General features: G+C 46.6%; 22 protein-coding genes and 1 riboswitch. Of the genes, 13 read left to right on the top strand and 9 right to left on the bottom strand.

Annotation, left to right across the window (positions count from 1 at the left end):
- The 3 genes from K6G33_RS10520 to hrcA form a co-directional block, all read right to left on the bottom strand.
- Window positions 1-246, bottom strand: a 246-nt coding sequence (locus K6G33_RS10520) for an Hsp70 family protein (RefSeq protein WP_296779198.1), incomplete at its 3' end; no start/stop codon positions are given.
- A gap of 135 nt (window positions 247-381) precedes the next feature.
- Complete coding sequence (gene grpE / locus K6G33_RS10515) at window positions 382-945, bottom strand: nucleotide exchange factor GrpE (RefSeq protein WP_296779196.1); 564 nt, start codon at window positions 943-945, stop codon at window positions 382-384.
- Between the two features lie 16 nt (window positions 946-961).
- A complete protein-coding gene (gene hrcA, locus K6G33_RS10510) occupies window positions 962-2,008 on the bottom strand; it encodes a heat-inducible transcriptional repressor HrcA (RefSeq protein WP_173449002.1) in 1,047 nt (348 codons plus the stop codon).
- Window positions 2,009-2,271: 263 nt separating this feature from the next.
- Window positions 2,272-2,386: riboswitch (THF riboswitch) on the top strand.
- 67 nt (window positions 2,387-2,453) lie between these two features.
- Here hrcA and K6G33_RS10505 point away from each other — a divergent pair.
- The 3 genes from K6G33_RS10505 to K6G33_RS10495 are packed head-to-tail and all read left to right on the top strand — an operon-like array spanning window position 2,454 to window position 5,150.
- On the top strand, window positions 2,454-3,020 hold the full coding sequence (locus K6G33_RS10505) for a folate family ECF transporter S component (protein ID WP_296779193.1): 567 nt from the start codon (window positions 2,454-2,456) through the stop codon (window positions 3,018-3,020).
- The gene (locus tag K6G33_RS10500; RefSeq protein ID WP_296779191.1) at window positions 3,017-4,294 is read left to right on the top strand and encodes a folylpolyglutamate synthase/dihydrofolate synthase family protein; all 1,278 of its coding nucleotides are present in this window, start codon (window positions 3,017-3,019) and stop codon (window positions 4,292-4,294) included. Before K6G33_RS10505 ends, K6G33_RS10500 begins: the two co-directional genes overlap by 4 nt.
- A gap of 58 nt (window positions 4,295-4,352) precedes the next feature.
- A complete protein-coding gene (locus K6G33_RS10495) occupies window positions 4,353-5,150 on the top strand; it encodes a class I SAM-dependent methyltransferase (RefSeq protein ID WP_296779189.1) in 798 nt (265 codons plus the stop codon).
- A gap of 64 nt (window positions 5,151-5,214) precedes the next feature.
- Here the strand turns inward: K6G33_RS10495 and K6G33_RS10490 are convergent, their stop codons facing one another.
- The gene (locus K6G33_RS10490; protein ID WP_296779186.1) at window positions 5,215-5,964 is read right to left on the bottom strand and encodes a hypothetical protein; all 750 of its coding nucleotides are present in this window, start codon (window positions 5,962-5,964) and stop codon (window positions 5,215-5,217) included.
- Window positions 5,965-6,214: 250 nt separating this feature from the next.
- On the opposite strand from K6G33_RS10490, the gene K6G33_RS15280 reads away from it, so the two are divergent.
- The 3 genes from K6G33_RS15280 to K6G33_RS10475 all read left to right on the top strand — a co-directional run bounded on the left by K6G33_RS15280 (window position 6,215) and on the right by K6G33_RS10475 (window position 10,749).
- Window positions 6,215-8,035 (top strand): dockerin type I repeat-containing protein, encoded by a 1,821-nt coding sequence (locus K6G33_RS15280; RefSeq protein ID WP_367270500.1) that lies wholly within the window; start codon window positions 6,215-6,217, stop codon window positions 8,033-8,035.
- Between the two features lie 212 nt (window positions 8,036-8,247).
- Window positions 8,248-8,952 (top strand): hypothetical protein, encoded by a 705-nt coding sequence (locus tag K6G33_RS10480; RefSeq protein WP_296779182.1) that lies wholly within the window; start codon window positions 8,248-8,250, stop codon window positions 8,950-8,952.
- Between the two features lie 156 nt (window positions 8,953-9,108).
- The gene (locus K6G33_RS10475; protein WP_296779180.1) at window positions 9,109-10,749 is read left to right on the top strand and encodes a dockerin type I repeat-containing protein; all 1,641 of its coding nucleotides are present in this window, start codon (window positions 9,109-9,111) and stop codon (window positions 10,747-10,749) included.
- Window positions 10,750-10,860: 111 nt separating this feature from the next.
- Here K6G33_RS10475 and K6G33_RS10470 read toward each other — a convergent pair whose 3' ends face one another.
- Window positions 10,861-12,237, bottom strand: coding sequence for a TrpB-like pyridoxal phosphate-dependent enzyme (locus K6G33_RS10470; RefSeq protein WP_296779179.1), 1,377 nt, complete (start codon window positions 12,235-12,237; stop codon window positions 10,861-10,863).
- A 507-nt stretch (window positions 12,238-12,744) separates the two neighbouring features.
- Complete coding sequence (locus K6G33_RS10465) at window positions 12,745-13,461, bottom strand: helix-turn-helix domain-containing protein (protein ID WP_037300100.1); 717 nt, start codon at window positions 13,459-13,461, stop codon at window positions 12,745-12,747.
- A 231-nt stretch (window positions 13,462-13,692) separates the two neighbouring features.
- Here K6G33_RS10465 and K6G33_RS10460 point away from each other — a divergent pair, with 231 nt between their 5' ends.
- From K6G33_RS10460 to K6G33_RS10430, 7 genes are all read left to right on the top strand, one after another.
- Window positions 13,693-14,328, top strand: coding sequence for a histidine phosphatase family protein (locus K6G33_RS10460; protein ID WP_173450041.1), 636 nt, complete (start codon window positions 13,693-13,695; stop codon window positions 14,326-14,328).
- Window positions 14,329-14,433: 105 nt separating this feature from the next.
- Complete coding sequence (locus K6G33_RS10455) at window positions 14,434-15,303, top strand: hypothetical protein (protein WP_296779173.1); 870 nt, start codon at window positions 14,434-14,436, stop codon at window positions 15,301-15,303.
- On the top strand, window positions 15,200-16,054 hold the full coding sequence (locus K6G33_RS10450; RefSeq protein WP_296779171.1) for an RluA family pseudouridine synthase: 855 nt from the start codon (window positions 15,200-15,202) through the stop codon (window positions 16,052-16,054). The genes K6G33_RS10455 and K6G33_RS10450 overlap by 104 nt, the downstream gene beginning before the upstream one ends.
- Before the next feature lie 2 nt (window positions 16,055-16,056).
- Window positions 16,057-16,530, top strand: coding sequence for an S-ribosylhomocysteine lyase (locus tag K6G33_RS10445; protein WP_296779168.1), 474 nt, complete (start codon window positions 16,057-16,059; stop codon window positions 16,528-16,530).
- A gap of 147 nt (window positions 16,531-16,677) precedes the next feature.
- Window positions 16,678-18,456, top strand: coding sequence for a M23 family metallopeptidase (locus K6G33_RS10440; protein ID WP_296779166.1), 1,779 nt, complete (start codon window positions 16,678-16,680; stop codon window positions 18,454-18,456).
- A gap of 110 nt (window positions 18,457-18,566) precedes the next feature.
- A complete protein-coding gene (locus tag K6G33_RS10435) occupies window positions 18,567-19,067 on the top strand; it encodes a hypothetical protein (protein ID WP_296779163.1) in 501 nt (166 codons plus the stop codon).
- 11 nt (window positions 19,068-19,078) lie between these two features.
- On the top strand, window positions 19,079-19,735 hold the full coding sequence (locus K6G33_RS10430) for a phage head-tail adapter protein (protein ID WP_296779162.1): 657 nt from the start codon (window positions 19,079-19,081) through the stop codon (window positions 19,733-19,735).
- A gap of 141 nt (window positions 19,736-19,876) precedes the next feature.
- On the opposite strand, the gene K6G33_RS10425 is transcribed toward K6G33_RS10430, so the two are convergent.
- The 3 genes from K6G33_RS10425 to K6G33_RS10415 form a co-directional block, all read right to left on the bottom strand.
- The gene (locus tag K6G33_RS10425) at window positions 19,877-21,532 is read right to left on the bottom strand and encodes a recombinase family protein (RefSeq protein WP_296779159.1); all 1,656 of its coding nucleotides are present in this window, start codon (window positions 21,530-21,532) and stop codon (window positions 19,877-19,879) included.
- Window positions 21,533-21,626: 94 nt separating this feature from the next.
- A complete protein-coding gene (locus K6G33_RS10420) occupies window positions 21,627-21,788 on the bottom strand; it encodes a hypothetical protein (RefSeq protein ID WP_296779157.1) in 162 nt (53 codons plus the stop codon).
- A gap of 132 nt (window positions 21,789-21,920) precedes the next feature.
- Window positions 21,921-22,199: a DUF6809 family protein gene (locus K6G33_RS10415; RefSeq protein WP_296779155.1), complete on the bottom strand. Its 279-nt coding sequence runs from the start codon at window positions 22,197-22,199 to the stop codon at window positions 21,921-21,923.
- Between the last annotated feature and the right edge of the window lie 207 nt (window positions 22,200-22,406).

Genomic DNA, 22,406 nt, shown 5'->3' with positions numbered 1-22,406 from the left:
GTCGATAGCAACTTTATAATCAGAACCCATATGTCTCTTGATAGAAGAAACTGTTCTGTCGTGGTTTGTGATAGCCTGTCTCTTAGCCACCTGACCTACGAGACGCTCGCCGTTGTTTGTGAAAGCAACGACTGAAGGAGTAGTTCTTGCACCTTCGTTGTTAGGGATAACGACAGCGTTGCCGCCTTCCATAACTGCTACGCAAGAGTTAGTTGTACCAAGATCGATACCAATGATTTTTCCCATAATATATTCCTCCTAATCTATAAGCCATCAGCCGTGAGCCTTTAGTCTACAGCCGATGGTGTCCGCGCTGCGGACGGATTTGATTGTTTTGTTTGATGTTATTGCGGAACGCCGCTCACGGCGTTCTCTGAAAGGCTAAACTGCGACTGCCACCATAGCAGGTCTTACCAGCTTATCGCCGATCATATAGCCCTTCTGGAACACTGAACATACGTGATTGCTTGCGTAATCAGTGCCGTCGAGCTGCTGTATAGCATTGTGTATATTAGGATCAAACTCAGCGCCGAGAGCTTCTATCTCTTTCACATTCATCTGTGTCAGGAAGTTCTTGAACTGATTGTAGATCATACCCATGCCGTTTTTGAAGTTCTCGTCGGAGCATTCTGCTTCGAGGGAGCGTTCAAAGCTGTCAAGAACGGGGAGGAGCTTCTCCACGCACTGAGCAGAGGCGTTCTGATATGTCTCTGTTTTTTCCTTAGCTGTCCTTTTGCGGTAGTTGTCGTACTCTGCATAGAGTCTGACGTATTTATCGTTTGCCTCCGCGAGAGCGTCCTCTAAATCCGAGAACTGTGAAGCGGTATCATTGTACTCGCTTGCTGCGTCGTCCTCATCAAGAGCATCTGCACACTCTTCGGCAGCTTCCGATGTTTCCTTTTCGAGTTCCTCTGTGTTCTCGGAGATATTCTCATTTTTTTCCATCGGTCATTTCTCCTTTCTATGGCTCGAACTTATCTGTCGGAGCGCTTATGATGTCGTCGTCTGCACCGTCCATAAGAGAAGATATCTTCTGTGTCAGGTATTCGACGTAAGGGATTATCTTTTTGTAATCGACTCTCATCGGACCGATAATTCCGAGGGAGCCTGCCTCCTTGCCGCCCTTGCGGTACTTTGAGACGATGAGGCTTGAATTGCCTATTGCGAAGCTGTCGTTCTCTGCTCCGAATTTAACCTGGATTCCGCTGAAAGCGTTTTCAAGGAGCTGGGAGAGACCGTCTTTGTGTTCGATGAATCTTACGACCTCCATTTTGTCGAGTTCTTCACAGGAGAGGAGCTTTTCGCTGCCGCTTACTGTGAGTTCTTCCTGACGGAGATCCTCGGAAAGCTCGCATATGCCTTTCACGAGAGGTGACAGCGACACCATGTAGGCGCTTACTGCTGCAACCATTTTATCGAACATTTCCTCTGAAAGTTCCTCAACGGAAACGCCGCTGAGGTTTTCTTCTATATAATGTGTAAAGAAATCAAGCTGTTCGTGGCTGAGATCAAATTCGAGTCTGCAAGCCTTGTTTTTAATGCTTCCGTTGGAGGTTATCAGCAGGATAACGTAAAGACGTTTGCCTGTGGGGATAACTTCCACCTTAGATATTATCGAGAATCTTGGTACAGCGTTGGAAACTACCGCAGCACAGTGAGTTATTTCCGTGAGGGCTGTTGCCGCATTCTGCACAAGAAGCTCTTCGGGAGTATCCTTATCGCCGAGCATCTCATCGAGCCTTTGCTTTTCCTCCTCGGGAAGATCATGAGGAGTCATAAGCTCGTCGATATACAGTCTGTACCCCTTGAAAGTGGGGATACGTCCTGCTGAAGTATGGGGCTGTTCAAGGTATCCCAGCTGTTCGAGCGCCGCCATATCGTTTCTGATAGTAGCGGAGGAAACATTTATATTTTCGAGCTTAGAGATCGACTTTGAGCCGACGGGTTCGCCCGTCCTGACATATTCGTCAACCACAGCAGCAAGTATTTTAAGCTTTCTGTCGTCCACGATGCTCACAACCTTTCAATCTCGGGATATGCTCTCGTTAGCACTCTAACTCTTCGAGTGCTAAGTATAATTTATCACTATTGTGACGTTTTGTCAAGGGGTTTATACATTTTCAGCTTTTTAACCTAATTTTACCACACTTATATGTGCATTTAGAGCAAATTGACAAAGAGTGAAAAAGGGCGGAAAATCGTGCATTATGCTATTGACAAAGCCGCTTTCACGCTGTATAATGATAGTGCAGTAAGGTACTGCCAATATTTTGAAGAGTAAAAATGCGTTCGTTATACCTTCGGGTATTCCAGTGTTGACCGAACGGGGAGTTGTCGGTCAAACGAAAAGCTGCGGCTTACGGTTCGCATTTTGCATCCCGCTTCATAGGACAACTAAAAAGAGACTATGCCTTCTTTTCTTGTCGTATGAGTGAGGAAAAGGAGGTTTTTTTATGACAAACAACAGAGGAACAGCAGTAAAGCAGAATATCAGATTTTTCGGCAGCACGAAGGTGCTCATCGTAGCGGCACTTCTTGTGGCAATGAGCATCGTGCTCGGAAAATTTGCGGCTATCAACATCGGCAACAGTATCCGTATCGGCTTCGGCGGACTTCCGATACAGATGGCAGGCATCTTCTTCGGGCCCGTCATCGGCGGAGCTGTGGGACTTGTCGCAGACGTTATCGGCTGTATACTGAAGGGCTATGCTATCAATCCTATAATCACCATAGGCTCGACCTGTATCGGACTTTTCTCAGGTCTTGCTTATCATTTCGCACTGAAGGGCATGAAGAAGGTGCTCCTTCCGAAGATAGCTATATCAACAGTTATCGGACACACTGTAGGCTCTATGACTATAACATCTATCGGTCTTTACGCTTATTATCGCACACCTTTTGAGACACTGATACTCCGCGTACCGATCTATCTCATCACAGCAGCTATCGAAACAGCTATCATCTACCTCATGCTGAAAAACAGAGCGTTTTCAGCAGAGCTTGAAAAGATAAAGAAATGATGAACTATCAGGAAGCACTTGACTATATGAAGAAGGCTGCCGAGCGCGGCAGCCTTCTCGGACTTTCCCGTGTGACCGAGCTTCTCCGTCTTATGGGCGACCCGCAGGACAAAGTGAAAACAGTACATATCGCAGGTACGAACGGAAAGGGCTCTTTCGGAGCAATGCTCACCTCGGTGCTGAAAAGTGCAGGCTATAAAGTCGGGGGCTTTTCCTCACCTGCTATCACGAAAGTTACGGACAGCTTCCGTATAGGCGGCGAGGAGATCTCCGAGCAGGACTTCGCCGACCTTATCGGCGATATAGCTCCCATATGTGAGAGCATGGACGAAAAGCCTACTGAATTTGAAGTTCTCACGGCGGCTGCATTCGAGCTTTTTGTGCGTAAAAACTGCGATATAGCAGTCGTTGAGTGCGGAATGGGCGGCGACCTTGACTCCACCAACGTTATAAAAGCACCTGTGATGTCTGTTATCACCAACGTCCAGAAAGACCACAGTTCTTTCCTCGGAGACACTATCGCGGAGATAGCTTCCCACAAGTGCGGCATAATCAAGCAGGGCAGACCTGTTTTCTTCGGCGGAAACAGTGAGGAAGCCTACGAGATAGCTGCGGATACTGCGCAAAAGACAGGCTCCGAGCTTTTCCTGCCCGATTATTCGCAGTTCTCGTGGAATGAGGAAGGCTTCGGCATCAACGGCTTTGAGTTCAAATATAAGGGCGAAAAGCTGCATATACCGCTTCTCGGCACATATCAGGCAGAAAATGCAGTGAATGTGCTTAGCTGTATCGAGATACTCAGACGAGAGGGCGTGGATATCCCTGAAAAAGCCGTCCGCGAGGGACTTGAAAATGTAAAGTGGCACGGACGCTTCGAGGTGATAAGCCGTGAACCGCTCATTATATATGACGGTGCGCACAATCCCGACGGGATACGCTGTGCAGCCGACAGTATACGCCGATATTTCGACGGAAACAAGGTGGCACTCCTCATTGGCGTAATGGCTGACAAGGAGTATGGTCTGTATGCGGATATGCTTGGAGAGCTTGCGGAGAAGGCTTTTGCGGTAAAGCCTGATAATCCGCGTTCGCTGGACAGTGAAAAGCTTGCATGGGCGCTGAATGGGCGCGGTCTGGAAACAGTCCCGTTCACCGATCTTGCAGAGGGCGTAAAAGCAGCTTGTGAGTATGCTGAGAAGCGTGGTATACCGCTGATAGCACTGGGTTCGCTTTATATGTACCGACAGTTTACGGAAGCGCTTGCAGCGTTATGATAACAAAGAGCAGTTTTTTAGCTGCTCTTTTGTATTTATGATATGGGGGTGTTCTCTTATGGTATCCGTAAACGAGCTTAGCGGGATTTTTGACAAGGTACCGTCGGCATATGACAAGATGCGTCCCTGCTACCCGAATGAATTGTATCGGAAGATATTCGACTATATTGATGTCACGGAAAACAGCCGTGTCGTTGAGGTGGGCAGCGGAACGGGCAAGGCTGCAAGACCGCTGCTGGACAAGGGCTGTAAGCTTACCGCCGTGGAGTACGGTGAGAATCTGTCAGCATTGCTCAGGGAGAAATACAAGGGATACAGCAATCTGAACGTTGTTACGGGAAAATTTGAGGACATAGCTTTTGAGGAAAATGCATATGACCTTGTTTTTTCCGCGACCGCGTTCCACTGGATACCCGAGGAAAAAGGCTACAGCAAGGTGTTTTCCATGCTGAGATCGGGAGGAGCATTTGCACGTTTTGCAAATCGTCCCTTCCCGTGCAGGGATGACGAGGGACTTGCGCGGGAGATAGACGATATCTACAGCGAATACTACTATAAATATTACGATAAGAAGCATGATGCGCCGTCAGTTTTTTCGGAAGAACAGGCATCAGATATCGCAGCTGTTGCAGGCAGGTACGGCTTTACAGATATAAGGTATCACCTTTTCAGTCGGGAGCGCATCTTTTCGGCTGAGGAGTACATCGGTCTTCTGGGAACATATTCCGACCACATCGCTATCGAAAAGAGCATCCGCGAGAAGTTCTTCTCGAAGATAAAGGCAGCTATCGAACGTCACGGCGGCAGCATCACCATATACGATACACTGGATCTGGAACTGGCGAGAAAGCCCTGAATAAGAGAAAATCCCGAAAACAGCAATATGCTGCTTTCGGGATAATTTTTTCTATCAACACGTCTTAGTGAGTGTTTTCAATCTGATTGTTGATCTTGAATGAGCTTGCTTTCCACTTGCCGCCGTCGTTTACAGCCTTGATGACCATTGTGGAGTCTGCACCGTAGTCTGCAAATGTTACGGTGATAGTAAATGATGTATCTGTAACATCAGTGATGACAGGATCGCTGTCAAATGAGAATCCGCTGCCGAGAGCTGTCTGAATGTAATAAAGCTCGCCGTTGAATTCCTTGAAATCAGCGCCTTCGCCATCATAGATACCGATGTATCTTTGGATAAGAGTGCCGCAGATATTATCGTTGATGTAATTCTTTACATCGTCGAGACAGCTGAAACGATAGTCTGTGACCTTGGCATATACCATGCTGCCCACTGTCTGAGTAGTTGACGAATCAACTTGGATGCCTGAACCTCCGCCTATCATGTCGATAGTGTTGAGGTTATTGAGTATAGAGACTGCATCAGTCAGATGACCTAATGAATCTGAGGAGACATTAGCAGGTGCAGCAGTATTTTCGGCTGTTGTAGGCTCTGCGTCAGTCGGAGTAGCTGTTGTGGCTGGTTCAGCCTCGGTGTTCTCGCCGGCAGCAGTAGTTGTTGATGTTGTTGCTTCGGGCTGAGTTTCTCCCGCAGGTGCAGTTGTTGTGGAGGACACCTTCGGAGCAACGTCGGAATCCTCGGTTTTTCCGCATGAAACAAGACTTCCGCATACCATGGCAGAAGCGATCATACACATTAATATTCGTTTTTTCATAATTTTTCCTCTTTCTTTTATGTAGCTAAGATGTTATATGTAATATGATACACATTTTTATATGATAATTCAAGGCTAAATGTTCACAAACTTTTGTGGTTGGAATAAAAAAATTTATCTATTTGTTAGGCTGGAAAATCTGCACTTAAAGACATTTTTTTTAAAAAGAGTGAGACAAATCCCTGAAAAATCAGTCTAAGTATTAGAAAGACAGCAAACACGGCGGTTACTGAAAAAAGGAGGTCATATTATGAAAAAAGCGATAAATATCTTAATGGCAGCAGCTTTGCTGTCGACCTGTGCGGCAGCTCCGCTCAGTACATTTGCGGCTGAGGTGAGCGTCAGCGAAGCAGCTATACCGAGCTGCAAAATGAAAATGATAGAGTTGTACACTGCTCTCAGAGATCCTTCCGAGAACCTCGACAGCAAGTACGAAACAGCGGCTCTGGACGATGTATTAACTCAGATATGCGGCGATTATGTGGCAACTTGCAGCTATGACAACGGATATTACCTGTCAACTTATTCAAATACGAGACTGCTTATGAGTCCCGACCTCAAGGTTCATCTTATCCATGTTATATATCCCGAGGTCGTCGTTGAGATGAAAGAGGGAGCTGAGTTACCTGCAAGTGATATCGAAGCAGCTGTCAAAAGCACGATGCCGACGATACAAAGAGACGGAAATCTGTACCGCATAAGGGATTGCTATTCAAAGGAATATCAGTTTGACGTTATCATGGATATTCTTCAGAAGAACCGCGATGTACGCTCGATCACGGGACATCTGGCGGTTTACGAGGATACGGTAAACGGCACATCTGCTTCATACGGCACAGTTGTTGGCTCACCGTCGGGAATGGGCATAGACGACGAGAGCAATAAGGAGCTTCTTGAAGCAGCTGCTGCTTTTGGATTCAAGGCAGACAAGTATAATTTGCAAAGAGGAGTTACAGGAGAATATGACATTTATCTTTACAAGGACAGCGAAGCAGCTGAGATCAAGCAATACGAAATGCTGAAATACCTCTCCGAAAATGGCTGTAGGTACGCAGTTCCTATTGCTGTAACGGAGATGGCACAGGAGTCATGCGATGTGTACTTCTGCAATATCTCATATCCTGTAAGCAATGTGGCAGATGTGAAGAAGACTCCCGCAGCAGATGAAAAGTCACTGCTCAAGGGCGATGCTAACTGCGACGGCGGTGTGGATATGGCGGACGTTGTGTTCATTATGCAGTCTCTTGCGAACCCCGATAAATATAAGCTCACGGATATAGGCAGAGTGAATGCCGATATGGACGGCGACGGCGTTACTGTTGCGGACGCGCAGGCTATACAGGCAAAGCTTCTCGGTCTGGATAAGAAGGACAACAAGCAGGCAGATGAACCGCCAGTTTCAGAGGACGCAGGCTTAACAACAGCAGGCGGAAAGAAGGTAACGTTCGGACTGTCAGGCGCACTCAGGAATGCTGCCGACACAGGGGCTGAGGTAGCTGTTTCGCCGAAGTATGGCACTGATTATAATTACGTATATAACGGCAAGACCGTAGCGCAGTATCTTAAAGAGTGGGACGAGCATGATTCGTATTATGAGAAATACGGTCAGATATTCAAAGACGGCGATAAGCTGAAATACGGCGAAGCACTGTATACAACGGGCACTCCCGACGGCGAAAAATGGGACAAGAACTGGTACGACACAAGGGTCGCATTCTACGGCGAGGACTTCCTTGCAAAGTATATCGTGGACGGCGAGTTCCTGAGAGATAAGGCGGAAGCAGATCAGGCGGAATTCCTTGAAGAAGCCCGAACAACGAATTATTGCTATACGGTATCTCGTGAAGCTATCGACGCTTATAATGCAGAAATGATGCAGGCAACTATCCCTCAGCTCGAAGCGCAGAACATCAGGTACGAATACGCAAACGGCGGAAAAGAGCTGGTATTTTACGTAACGGCAGCGCAGTTCGAGGAATTGTCCCTTGATAATGCAGCGAGCTACGGTCTTGCGTCGTCAGGCAAAGCGGAAGACATGGGAATGGATACGTATGTAATGGGCGATGTTTGAAAAGTGATCTGCGGCAATGCAGAATAAAAGTTGCAGCAGGAAAGCTCCGCATAGCGCGGAGCTTTTTGTCTCATATAAATTATATATATATCATGTTTATATCTGACTGTAAAAATTAGATATTGATTTTTTCCTTTTTATATAGTATTATAAAGTAAAGAAGTGGTTTTGTTACAAGTGAATGAAGTATTTGAATTATAAGGAGTGATTTTATGAAAAAGAAGATGATAGCGGCTATGCTCACTGCGATGTGTCTGTGCAGTGCAGCAACGGCAAATGTTTACGCGGATACAGAGACCGTCAAGGATACTGCCGTGTTTGAGGAAGGCGAAATGATGACGCTCAGAGATGTCATCGAGCTTTCAAAAAAGGGCAATGATCTTACATGGAACGACTTAGCGAAGTACAAGGGCGTTGAGGTCGGTTCGGGACTTTATATCCTTGAATACAATCTCGGAAACGGTTATATGCTCCATGTGGGAGGAACTACGCCGATAGCAATAAAAGATTCCGAGGAGATCACCTATGCACTTCTTTCCCACAATGAAAAAACTATAGATATCCGCACAGATGACGTGGAAGCTTTTATTGCTGAAATAAAGAACGAGAATGACCCTACAGCCCTGCAAGGCACAAAGGAAATGACTCTTTACGATGTGAGACACCTTGCTTTGTACGGTGATTTGCTTGACTGGTCAAATTTTGCCGACTTTAAGGGCAGAGATGTTGGTTCGGGACAGAATGTATGGGAGTTCGAGCTGCCGAAAGGTTTTGTTCTGCGAGTTTGCGGTGTGACAGGCGAAAAGCCGAGCCTTGTCGAGCTCTCACGCGACGGCGAAAAGGGCATAGATATCCGTAAGAACAACGTAAGCGAGTATATTTGTTCAAAGGAAATGACCCTTGACGATGTAAGGTAGCTTGCCAAGAAGGGCAGTGACCTCGACTGGGCGGACTTTGAGGACTTTAAGTGTCATGATGCGACCACCTGTATCCGTAACTGGGAGTTTGACCTCGGGGACGGCTTTGAACTTGAAGTCGGCGGTCCTGAAGGGGCAAAGCCTGATTTCATATTATTGAGCTATTACAGCTTTGATACTTGTGATGTTAGAACAGAAGATGTCGGCGCATTTATAGATAATATCACAGCGAAATATATAATCGTAAAGGGCGATGCAAACTTTGACCGCAAAATGGATATGGCAGACGTTGTATTCATCATGCAGTGCCTTGCAAATCCTAATAAGTATCAGTTTACCGAGCAGGGCAGGATAAACGCCGATATGGACGGAAACGGCGTGACTGTAGCCGATGCGCAGACTATCCAGATGATGCTTCTCGGCTATGATGTCAGCGATATTATCAGCGCTGACCGTTCGGCTGTAGCAGGTAAGAAATTCGTTTATGAAAATGAAGGCTTTGGCGGAGGCTGCAATATTGAGTTTAATGATGACGGCACATTTTTATATTCCCCCGGCTATCTGAGCAGCTACATGGGCGGAGGAACATGGAAAATATCGGGAAAGAAAGTTATTCTTACACAGGAAAATGATGGAATGGCTGGAAAGCGCGTCAACTATTTCAGTATCGTGGGAAATGCCCTGGTATTTATCGAAGAAGGCTCGGATAACTTGTTTGGTATCACAGTAAAAAACGGCGAGAAGTTTTATTTGACAGCTGAAGAAGCCGAAAATGCGTCGGAAGCAAGCAAGATCATATCAATTAAGACTAACTATAACCCTGCTATGAGCGATTGGTCGGGGATCGGTATACTGCTGGAGGTAGATTCTCCCGACTATCCGATCACGCTGAAAGCAGCCGACGGACACTTTACCGAATGGGACATAAAAACAGGCAGCGGCACTGTAAAAACTGTAGGCAAGGAATACGACGCAGGCAAAAACGGCTCTATATTCTGGACTCCCGACGAGTTTAGCTATCCGGACGGCTTTGAAAGCGTGATACAGGTTATCGGTACAAGCGGAGACGCTTCCGTTGAGCTTGGAAAGATATATATTACTCAGGTGAAAGGCATGAAATTCGTGGCTTCGTTTGAAAAGCCTGTTAGTACTGACAGCACGGCTGTAGCAGGAAAGAAATTTGTGTACGAAAAGGAAGGCTTTGGCGGAGACTGTTATATAGAATTTAAAGAGGACGGTACGTTTTTTTATTCTCCGGGATATCTGAGCAGTTATCTCGGCGGAGGAACATGGGAAATATCAGGAAACAAGGTTATTCTGACTCAGGAAAATGACGGAATGGCTGGAAAGCGCGTCAACTGTTTCCGTATCGTGGGAAATGAGCTGATATTTATTGAAGCCGATTCTGATAATTTTGTTGGAACCAAAGTTAAAGACGGCGAGAAATTCTGCGTAAAGCAGTCTGCGGCGGCACTTCTCGGCATCGGCAAGGCTAAGGTAACGGGCGCTAAGGTATCGTCTCTTCCGGAGGGGTATGACTACTCTTTCACGGGCGATAAGGCACAGGCGGTATTCGATTATCTTTCAGGTCTCAGCCTTTCGTCGGAGCTTTCCGTAGAAGACCCGGGGCAGCTTAACGGAATGCTGTGGGTCATAAGGCTTGATTACGAAAATGGCGATACGATTACGTTATATGATTCGGGAAAATTCATTCACGGTTCAGACAGAAAGTGGTACGAAATGTCCTACGAGGAAAGTCAGGAACTAAGTGAACTGATTTGGAAATTAGGCAAATAACGCAGAAAAGCTCCGCACAACGCGGAGCTTTCATTTTATGTAAGGCACGAGTGGATAAGATCCTTCCTTACAGACTGCAAAGGGACTGCTGAAGCAGTCTCTTTTATATTATCAGCCGTCTATTTTTGGGAGATTTGCGAGAGATTTAGCGATCTCCTCATCTGTCGGGATATAGTCGCTCATCTTGCCGTCGTTGAATGCGCCGTAAGCGTACATATCAAAATAACCTGTACCTGTAAGACCGAAGAGGATAGTTTTCTCCTCGCCTGTCTCCTTGCACTTGAGAGCTTCGTCGATAGCTGCACGGATAGCGTGGCTGCTCTCAGGAGCAGGAAGGATACCTTCAACTCTTGCGAACATCTCAGCAACCTCGAATACAGCAGTCTGCTCAACGGAAGTAGCTTCCATGAGACCCTGATCGTAAAGCTCGGAGAGTATGGAGCTCATACCGTGGTAGCGGAGACCGCCTGCGTGGTTAGGTGAAGGCATGAAGCCGCTGCCCAGTGTGTACATCTTCTGGAGCGGGCAAACCTTACCTGTGTCGCAGAAGTCGTAAGCGTAAGAACCTCTTGTAAGGCTCGGGCATGAAGCAGGCTCAACAGCGATGAAGCGGTAATCAGCTTCGCCGCGGAGCTTTTCGCCCATGAATGGTGAGATAAGTCCGCCGAGGTTTGAACCGCCGCCTGCACAGCCGATGATGATATCAGGCTTGATGTTGTACTTGTCCATAGCAGCCTTTGTTTCGAGACCGATGATAGACTGGTGGAGGAGTACCTGTGCAAGAACGCTTCCGAGAACATAGCGGTAGCCTTCCTTGGTGGTAGCAGCTTCAACAGCTTCGGAGATAGCACAGCCGAGGCTTCCGTTTGTGCCGGGGAATTCTTCGAGGATCTTCTTGCCTATCTTAGTTGTATTTGAAGGCGAAGGAGTTACGTTTGCGCCGTAGGTACGCATAACTTCGCGGCGGAAAGGCTTCTGTTCGTAGCTTACCTTGACCATGTATACGTTACAGTCAAGACCGAAGTAAGCACAAGCCATTGAAAGAGCTGTACCCCACTGACCTGCACCTGTCTCTGTAGTAACGCCCTTGAGACCCTGCTTCTTAGCGTAGTAAGCCTGAGCGATAGCGGAATTGAGCTTATGGCTTCCGCTGGTGTTGTTGCCCTCGAACTTGTAGTATATCTTAGCAGGTGTGCCCAGCTTCTTTTCGAGGAAGTAAGCTCTTACGAGAGGAGATGGGCGGAACATCTTGTAGAAGTCCTGAATTTCCTGCGGAATGTCGATATAAGGTGTAGTCTCGTCCATTTCCTGCTTTACGAGCTCGTCGCAGAAAACGTGGCTGAGTTCCTCAGCTGTACAAGGCTTGCCTGTACCCGGGTTAAGGAGAGGAGCGGGCTTCTTCTTCATATCAGCGCGTACATTGTACCACTGCTTAGGAAGCTCATTTTCCTCGAGATAAATTTTGTAAGGGATTCTTTCGTCTGCCATTGACATAGATCATTCTCCTTTTCAGAATATTATAGACTCACTATGCCGTGACGGAATATAAAAAGCTCCTGTCCCGGCATTGATAAAAATGCGGGGACAGAAGCTGCGATTTCTTCTGCGGTGCCACCCTGCTTGACGCATAGCGTCCACTCGTTACGTCATGTAAAAACGTCTGCCTTTGTTAACGCAGAGCCCTCTGCGTCGCACCTACACAGCGCCTGTGCGCCTTCGGATTGCCCTCGGAAGTCCATTCATACTGTATCTGCATACCTGCTCGCACCGAACGCAGGCTCTCTGAAATGCCAATACAGGACTACTTACACTTCTTCAACGGTTTTATCGTATTAGCATTATATCATAGCTTTTCGGCAATGTCAAGGGATTTTTCTCAAAAAAACGCAGCCTTCTTACGGACACCTGCCTATTACCCATAATAGAAGTTAACTATAGGTAATTTTTAGAAAAACTCTTTTCATCGTGCGGAAAAGATGATATAATATATAGCAGTTATTTTATATCGCTCCTGTACTTTGCACGGGTGCGTGAGATACTCTCCTCACTGCGCTTGATGAGGTTGAGGAGCGAAGATGAATATTGAGCGTAATCCTTCTGGAGAGTTGCTGTAGTAACATAGAGGGTATCGAAATTGTCAACGCAGTCGTTGCCGTCGAGTGCGATACCGCTGGACGCGGCTTTGATGTTGGCTTCGCTCATGGATACGATAGCATTTGCGCTGTCATTTGCGATAACTTTAGGGATACGGAAAAGCTTCTGGTCGTTGTGAGGGTTAGCGTTGTAGACGATACGGAAGAGCTTATATACTGAGAGCATAAGGTAGGACGAAACTTCTTTTATGAGGGTGATACTGTTAGCTTTCTGAGCGAGGCTGAACAGAAGGCTGATAGAGTTGTTTACTATCCTACGGTTGAAGTTGATGATCTCAGGTGAAGGCATTTTCATGCTGTTGTTTCCGTCGTCGTCGGGGATATCCTCGATAGTGATAGTTTTTCCCTCTGGCTCAGGAGTTCTTCCAAGGAGATAGTCGCAGGAAACATTATAATAATCCGCGATCTTTACAAGGAAATTAAGACCACATTCACGTATACCTTTTTCATAATGAGAGAGCAGTGCCTGAGAGATGCCTAAATCCGTAGCAGCCTGCTTCTGGCTTATGTGCCTTTCCTTGCGCTGTAAGGTTATTATTCTTGCGAAATCTGAATTCATTGAAATTCCTCCTAAGTAATATTCATCAAAATCTGTTACTATTATTATAATACAAAATGTATAATTTGTAAATATGCAGAAATATGAAAGAATTCCTGCGAATATGTAGTATTTTTCGTGAAAATTACTAAGAGTTAAAAAAATGGGCAGTAATTTTGTGCAAAATTGTCCGATATGTATGATGATTTAATGTCAAAGTTGCTTTAAGCTTGATATATAAAGGAGAAGTATATGAAAGGTTATAGGATCAGCGTACTTCGTCACGGTATGACGGAGGCAAATGAAAAGGGAATATATATAGGCAGGACGGATATGCCGCTTTCGGGCAAGGGTGCAGCTGATCTTGCCGCAAAAATGGACGAATTCGACTACCCTACCGTACACAGGGTCTATTCTTCGCCGCTGAAGAGATGTACAGAGACTGCGGATATCCTTTTTCCGCACACAGAGCTGTGTACCGTTGATGATCTGAGGGAGCTCGACTTCGGAGAATTCGAGAACAAGAGCATCGACGAGCTTGCAAAGCGCGAGGACTACAACAAGTGGCTGCGCGGCGGCAAGGACAACCGTCCGCCAAAGGGCGAGAGCCTTGAGGAGATGACTGCACGATGTTATAAGGCACTCCATGAGGTCATTATGGACATGATGGAGACAGGACTTACTCACTGTGCCATGATAACTCACGGCGGCATAATATCCAATATGATGAGCTGTTTCGGACTGCCTAAGTACGACCCCAAGACCTTACAGTGTGATTTCGGCATGGGCTTTGAGATAATCGTAACAGCACAGATGTGGCTGAATTCTCAGGCGTTTGAGATACTGGGCTATTGTCCCTATGACAAGATAACCGATCAGGAGTATTGATACCATCTGTAGGGGGAGGCGTTACGGGTAGCTCATGGCTTTTCATTGAATAATGCGCAGAATTTCGGCAATAATATCTGTAATTCCTTTTTCGGAGGTGCAGATATGAAGGTCAGGGAGCTTATCCGCTTTTCAAGGCAGCTGCTGAAATGCAGGTTTGCACGTACAATGATGATATGTCTGCTGCCTCTCGGCACGGAGATGTTCTTCAGATGTGCAGAGGCGGCAGTATACTGTATATTGCTGTATTTCGGAGAATACGACCCTATCGTTCTTTTCAGCGGAAGAAGTCCCGTTCAGCTTTCCGTGGCGGCAGTATGCTCGCTTCTGAGGTGGGTGACGGCTGCACCGCTGATGTACTGTGCAGCGTACAGACTTTACGGAATGACGGCAGAAACTCCCAAAAAGCGTCACGAGCCCATATCGAGGGTGCTGCTGAGGAAATGCACCTTCAAGCGCAGTATTTCTGCGGCACTCTGGACGAAAGTCATAGGGCTGCTCGCACTTGCACCCGCGGTATTTTTCGGAGTATCGGCATTCAACATCATGCACGGGAGACTGGGACCGCAGGAGACATTCATGGCTGTAAACGCGGTCTTTCTCGGAGCTGTCTCCATACTGTTGTGGCTGTCGCTCAAGCTGAGTTTTGCGGCGGTACCTTTTTTGCTGGTGCGCTGCCCGAAGATGACGGCGTTCAGGACGGTGCTGTATTCGGTAAGGTTCATGAGCGGCAGAAAAAGCGTATTGCTGCGGCTTTTGGCGGTATATATGCCTCAGATGCTCACCATTGTGGGGATCCCGATCGCATTCACAAGACTTATGACGGCATTTTCACTCAGTATAGATATTTTTATCAAGGAGGACGAGTATCTTGAAACGGATAGAACTGACAGTAGACACGGAAACTCCCGTGACGCTGGAAAAGTTTCTCCTCGGAAAAAAAGGAGTTTCAAGACGGCTGCTGACGAAGCTTAAACGTCAGAAGGACGGCATAACAAGGGACGGAGCTCTCGTTCGCAGCATAGATATGGTGGAGCGCGGCGATGTCATCGTGCTGAACATGGAGGACGACAGCTTCCTCGAACCCAACGGCAGCCTGAATGTGCCCATTGCCTTTGAGAACGAGAGCCTTGTGGTGTTCAATAAACCCAGCGGTATGCCTGTACACCCGTCTATACGGCATCAGGGCGATACTCTCGGGAATTACTTCGCTTATCTGTATCCCGAGCTGACATTCCGTTCGGTGAACAGGCTCGACCGCGATACATCGGGACTTTGTATAATTGCCAAGGACGCTCACGCGGCAAATATGCTGCAAGGCTGCTGCAAAAAGGTCTACTATGCGGCAGTACACGGCGAAATACCCGAAAGCGGCACTATCGACGCTCCCATTGCCCGCGAGCGCGAGTCCATTATCCTGCGATGCGTCCGAGATGACGGACAGAGGGCGGTAACTCATTACAAACGGCTTAAAACCAACGGTAAGTACTCCCTTGCCGAGATAGACCTCGAAACGGGACGTACTCACCAGATAAGAGTTCATTTTGCTCATATCGGAGCTCCCCTTGCAGGCGACGACCTGTACGGCGGCCTTCGTGATGATATATCAAGACAGGCTCTGCACTGCGGAAAGCTGACGTTCAGCGACCCCATATCAGGCGAGCTTATCTCCGTATCCTCGGAGCTTCCCAAGGATATGACCGATCTTTTTTTACAGGAGGAATAATTATGGAAAAAATAGCAAGCTTTCAGGTAGATCACACTAAATTCAGTGTGGGTCTGTACATATCACGTATCGACGGCGATATCGTGACCTATGACGTGCGTATGGTAAAGCCGAACGGCGGCGTATACCTTGAAACTCCGTCAATGCACACTATTGAGCATCTTTTCGCAACATATGCAAGAAACTCAGAGTTCGGCAAGAACATCGTGTACGTAGGACCAATGGGCTGCCGTACAGGATTTTATCTGCTCACAAGAGGTCTTTCACATGAAAATGCAATAAAGCTGGTTCGTGAAGCATATACTTTCGTAAGAGACTTTGAGGGCGATATCCCGGGCGTTTCAGAGGTAGAGTGCGGAAATTACCGCGAACACGATCTTGCATCAGCTAAAAAGGACGTTGTACCGCTTCTTGAAAAGCTTGACGGATACACAGTTGAAATGCTTGATTATTCGTGGCATTTTGATAAAAATTAAACGATAATATTGTACAATGTGACGAAATATCCCCTTAAAGTGTAAACTTAGGGGATTTTTTCGTTGTATTATCACAAAAATTTGGTATAATATAATTTGTTCGGTCTGAATGACGCAGACTTATTTTCGTGAAAGGAGATGCTGCTTTTGGAACTCGGACATTACGATGACAATGAAGACGAGAAAAGAAGAAAGTCTGAATTGCTGTCAGATGCCGCGGATATCGTGGCAAACAACTGGGGAGTATTCGCAAGATTCGGACATTTTGCCGTTAAATTCGGTGCAGCTCTGCTCCTTGGTATCATAATAAGTCTTAAACTTATATTCTCTGAGCTGATAGACATCGGAGCTTCTCTGGTAAAAGCCGTGATATGGCTGCTGAAGGAGATGGCTTCGCCGATGAGGAGCCGCTTCGACCTTAACAAGAAGCTCCAGAAGCAGGTCAGAAAGGCTAAAAAAGAGAACAAGAGCGAGTATAACAAGGCGCTGCTGAATTTCTGGGGCTCATACCTTTTCGGCGAGGACGGCGTTTTTTATACCGCCTTCAATTATATATTCCCCGTTGTGTCGATAGCCTTTCTTATAGGTATAGTCCGCTACGGATCGGGTCTTGAATACGGTCTGGCCGTGGAGTATAACGGCAGAGAGATAGGCATGATAACCGCTGAGTCGGATTTTGAAGCTGCCGAGCGTGAGGTGCAGCAGAGAATATCCTACGCCGAGAACGAGGACGTTATCGACATATCGGCAAAGTATTCGCTGAAGATAATCAACGAGAACGACACTATCGTTTCCGCAGCTCAGCTTGCAAACGAGATGCTCGAAGCTTCCGATCAGGCTCTGAAAGAAGCTTACGGTATATATATCGACGGCAAGTTCGTAGGAGCGGTTGCGGATAAAAATGCGGTTCAGGAAGCTCTCAACGAGAGGATAATGAATTACCGCGTTGACGGCGTTATAAAGGATCTGGAATACAAGAACAAGATCGAGTATTCCCACGGTGTATACCTTGCAAACAGTGTAATGACCGAAAAGGATGCGATAGCACTGCTCACCTCCTCAAAGGAGAAGAATGCGGTATATATCGCACAGCGCGGTGATACCGCTGTTACTATCGCCCAGAAGTACAATATGGAGCTTTCAAAGCTTGAGGAGCTAAATCCTGATATCTCGCAGAACTGTCGGAAGGGTACGATAATCAACGTTATCGAAACGGAAAGCTATCTGCCCATACAGTATGTCCGCGAAATGGATCCTGTTTCCTTCCTTGATTACGAAACAGTCGAGGTCGAGACAAGCTCGCTCAACGTCGGCACAAGAGATGTACTGGTCAAAGGTAAAAGAGGCGAAAAGGTAAGCCATATCGAGGTAACTTACGTTGACGGAAAGGAGTACTCACGAAAGACTCTCAGTACTAAGATCACGAAGGAACCTGTTGTGGAGAAAATAGGCATAGGTATCTATGCTGCCCGTCCTGACAGCGCAAGTACGATACTTACGGGTTCAGGTGAATTCGGCTGGCCTGTTGACGGCGGCTGGGTAAGCGACGGATTCGGCGGCGAGAGAAATCACAAGGGAATGGATATCGCAGCATCTACGGGTACTGAGATATACGCCGCAGCAGACGGAGAGGTCGTTTCCGCAGGCTGGAACACGGGCGGCTACGGTTACTTCGTGCAGATAGGTCATACTGACGAGTATCAGACGGTATACGGTCATATGAGCGTAGTCCTTGTTACGGAGGGACAGTACGTTTCAAGGGGACAGCTTATCGGAAAGGTCGGAAATACAGGTAATTCCTTTGGTTCGCACTGCCATTTCGAGGTTCGTCACCTGGGTGTATGCCTTGATCCTAAGCTCTTCCTCAACACAGTTGACAGCTTCAACGATGAGAGAGACAAGGACAAGGATAAAAAGTCCAACTGATATGAATTGCAAAAGCCATAACGCTTTCATCAGCGCTATGGCTTTTTTGTTGACAAACATCTGCGGAGAAGGTATAATTAAAATGATAAATTTTATTTTCGGGAGTAATTATGTTCAGATTCTTTAAACTTTTCGGCGAGCAGTATATAGGGTTCTGGCTGTTGGGACTGATACTGTTTGCCGTTCAGGAGATACCCTATATGGTGATTCCGCTGTTCAGGCTCGGCAGCGATCCGATAATGCATATGAAAGAGTCCTCTGCGGTGCTCGATGTGCTTGAAAAGGTGCTTGGCTCGCTGTGTATAGCGCTTATGGCATTTGTGGTGCATAAGGACGCGGAGTTCTTTGCTGTGGGTTCGGGCAGTGCGAAGCTGTTTTTCTGGCTGGCTGCGGCTGTACTTCTGCTGAATTTTGCAGGCTGGGGACTTTATTTCGCAGGACATCAGACATTCTTCGTGATGATGTTTTTCATTGTTCTGCTGCCGCCGCTGTACTACGTTTTCATAGGATTATGGCGGAACAATATACCGCTGACCGCTGTTGGAGCAGTATTCCTGATAGTACACTTTGTCCACGTATGGGGAAATCTTAAACTTGATGAAACGCTGTGAGGTGATTTGCCGTGAATAAGGAGTGGTCGGAGCTCAACAAGACCATGCAGGCTCAGATAAAGAAAAAAGAGACATATCAGAACGGTTTAGAGACACTTTCAGCTCTCCGAAGCAGTCTTATGGAAACTGTAATGACCTTTTATGATGAATTGGACAGGCAGGAGTTCGATGCTATGCCCTTTATCAATGCAGACGGCTATCATAGCAAAAATATCGCTTATTCCCTGTGGCATATCTTCCGTATCGAGGATATAGTGGCACATACTCTAATAAACGGCGATGAACAGGTATTTTTCAGCGGCAGTTATCAGAGACGCATCAATTCGCCCATAATAACCACGGGAAACGAGCTCGTAAAGGAGCAGATAGCCGAGTTTTCGTCTGCTCTTGACATAAAGGAGCTGCTTTCGTACATAGCTGAGGTCAGGGAAAGCTCAGAAACTATCCTGAAGCAGCTTCACTTTGAGGAGTTGAAAAGGAAGATATCCGACGAGAGAAAAGAGGAGCTTTTATCGCTTAATGTTGTAAGTGAGGACGAAAATACGGTATGGCTTATCGACTACTGGTGCGGAAAGGATATCCGCGGACTGATACAGATGCCCTTTTCAAGGCACTGGATAATGCATATCGAGGCAAGTCTCAGGATAAAGAACAGGATACACCCATAAAAAGCCCGAAAGTTTATTCTTTCGGGCTGCGACTGTCAATGATCTAAATTTATTAAGGGAACGCATTCACTTCTAAACATTCCCTTATCAACAAATAAGTTTTCGTGTCTCTCCGAGGGCGTCAACCCTCGGAAATTTGCTTTATACAGCGGTCGGTATCTTTTCTTTACCGATCATTATACCATCCGCCTCAAAAGCCTTTGTCGTAGTAAACGAGAAGCGGATATTGATATGATTGGTGCATTTTCTCGAATGCTTGACTTCCTTTTCATAAACTTCAATGCGGTTGATAAAGGCTCTGAGAATTGCAGGAGTCACTTCTGTGACCTTTACGATCTTCTTTGCATTGGCAATAAAGTCACGAACGCATTTCTCACGAGCACTTATGACATTTGCCTTTGAATCAAGTTTATGAACCTTTTCCTTAAGTTCAGACTGCTCCTTCTCATATCCGCCTGCAAGGCTGTCATAGCGTTCTGGAGTAACTCTGCCTGTTACTCTATCCATGTAGAGCGTGCTAATTGCATTTTCAAGCTGTGCTATCCTTGATTCGTACTCGCTTCGCAGATCTTCCGACTTTTTTAAATGCTCTTTTGCTTCGAGTTCACCATTGCTCATCGCCATATTGTAGAATTCCTCGGAGCGTTCCCTTGCGAATGTGGTGACTTTCCTCAGCGATTGAAGTACAACTTCATCAATAACTGTTTCCTTGATATAATGTGCAGTGCAATCGCTCTTTCGGCTTTCGTAGTGACCACATCTGAAAGAGTTGTTCTTCGGAGTCTTTCCGCGGTGAAGATACAGCCTCGACCCGCATTCCGCGCAGTAAAGATATCCTGCATACTTGTCCATATCGCCGCACTTATCGGCACGTTTTCTGCCTGAGAAGTGTCTCTGAACTAAGTCAAAGGTAGCTCTGTCAATAATTGCTTCGTGCGTATTAAGGAATATCCGCATATTCTCAGGCGAGTTCTTGATACGTTTTTTCAGCTTGTAGGACTTTGTATATGTCTTGAAGTTGACTGTATCTCCGCAATATATCTGATTGGAAAGCATATTGCGGACAGTTCTTATGGTCCATGCATAGGGCTTATCAAGTTTAGGATTGCCTGCACGACTGCCTGTTTTTCGGAAGGCGTACACGCTCGGTGACAGCACCTCGTCTGCTTCAAGCTCGGCGCATATCTTTTTGACACCTTTGCCGCTTGCGTACATCTCAAAGATACGCTTGATGACAGGCGCTGTCTCGGGATCGGGGACGATATGCTTTGGATCGTTCGGGTCTTTCATGTATCCGTATGCAATTATTGCTCCCACACGCTCGCCTCGTTCACCTTTGGCACGCTGTACAGCCCGAACCTTCTTTGACGTATCTCTGGCGTAGAAGTCATTAAGATAGTTCTTCAGTCCCGACCAATCATTGCTTCCCTGTGCACTGTCTACTGCGTCGGTGATAGCAATAAACCTTACGTCATGTGCAGGAAACACCAGATCCATAAGCCTGCCTGCTTCAAGGTAGTTTCTCGAAAGGCGGCTCTGATCCTTTACGATTACCGTTCCAACAAGCTCATTCTCAATGTCTTTCAGCATTCTTTGATAGTCGGGACGGTTATTGCTGACTCCGCTGTATCCGTCATCAACGTAATACTGACAGTTGCAGAATCCATTTTTGTCGGCGTACTCTTTAAGCATAAGCCTTTGATTTTCTATTGACAGCGACTCTCCTGCACGCAAATCCTCCTGACTAAGGCGGCAGTACAGCGCTGTTATTTTATTCGTGTTTGATCCTGTTTTCATATATTCTCCTGTTCCGAAGCTATGCTTCTGGAATCAAACCGAATAGGATACACCCACAGTATACCACTACTCGGCTCGAAAGTCCAGACCATTTTCAGCTTTCTTTTCCTTTGTTTATCAGCAGTTTCATCTTATCATAAGCCGTTTCACTCACATCTTCGGGAAGAGGGAACGTGAACGTCACGTCAAAAGTCTTTCCGTCGACTGTGATTTTGTTTTCTGAATAATAAAGCTTTTCATTCTCTTTTTCATCCATTCAATCATACTCCTTCTATTTGTCTTATTTCTGTTTCCTGTGTGATTATAATTATTCATTTTTCATCATTCCTTTGCTAAAAGTAGTGGGTACGGCGTTCACCGTACCCTTTCCATTTTGATTGTTATGATTTTATTTCAGGTTCTCGCTCCTGCCGAACATCACATCAGTTATCAATTCAGTGCAGTCGCGGAAGCCTTGTATGTAGCTTTCAGCTACCAATGTCTCGGACAGCATTCCCTGCATATCCGTTATCTCGTTCAGCAGCTTCTTATCGTCAGCCGACAGCCTTTTCTCCAGTGTGTCGCACATTTCCAGCAGCTCCAGACTTCGCTTTGCATAGTCGGAGTCCCTTCTCACATCGTGCTGACACGGTATGACGTTTCCATAATACAGATCCTGCAACTTCATCGCCGCGGTCACCTCCTGACCAACAATCATACCACAGCACTCGGAGGAAGTCTATTTATCAGACCTGACGAAAACCGACTGTTGAAACAAAGCACACCTCACAGGACTATCCCATGTGTATTCCAAGAGCTTCTTTGCGCTCTCGCTCCTCAGCGAGTGCCTTGCTGTCGGTGTGCTCACGAGCGAACTCGGTATCCTCAGCAGGCT

Origin of the sequence: Ruminococcus sp., from assembly GCF_024691275.1 — a bacterium.
GTDB lineage: Bacteria > Bacillota > Clostridia > Oscillospirales > Ruminococcaceae > Ruminococcus.
This window is presented reverse-complemented; position numbering and strand designations above follow the sequence as displayed.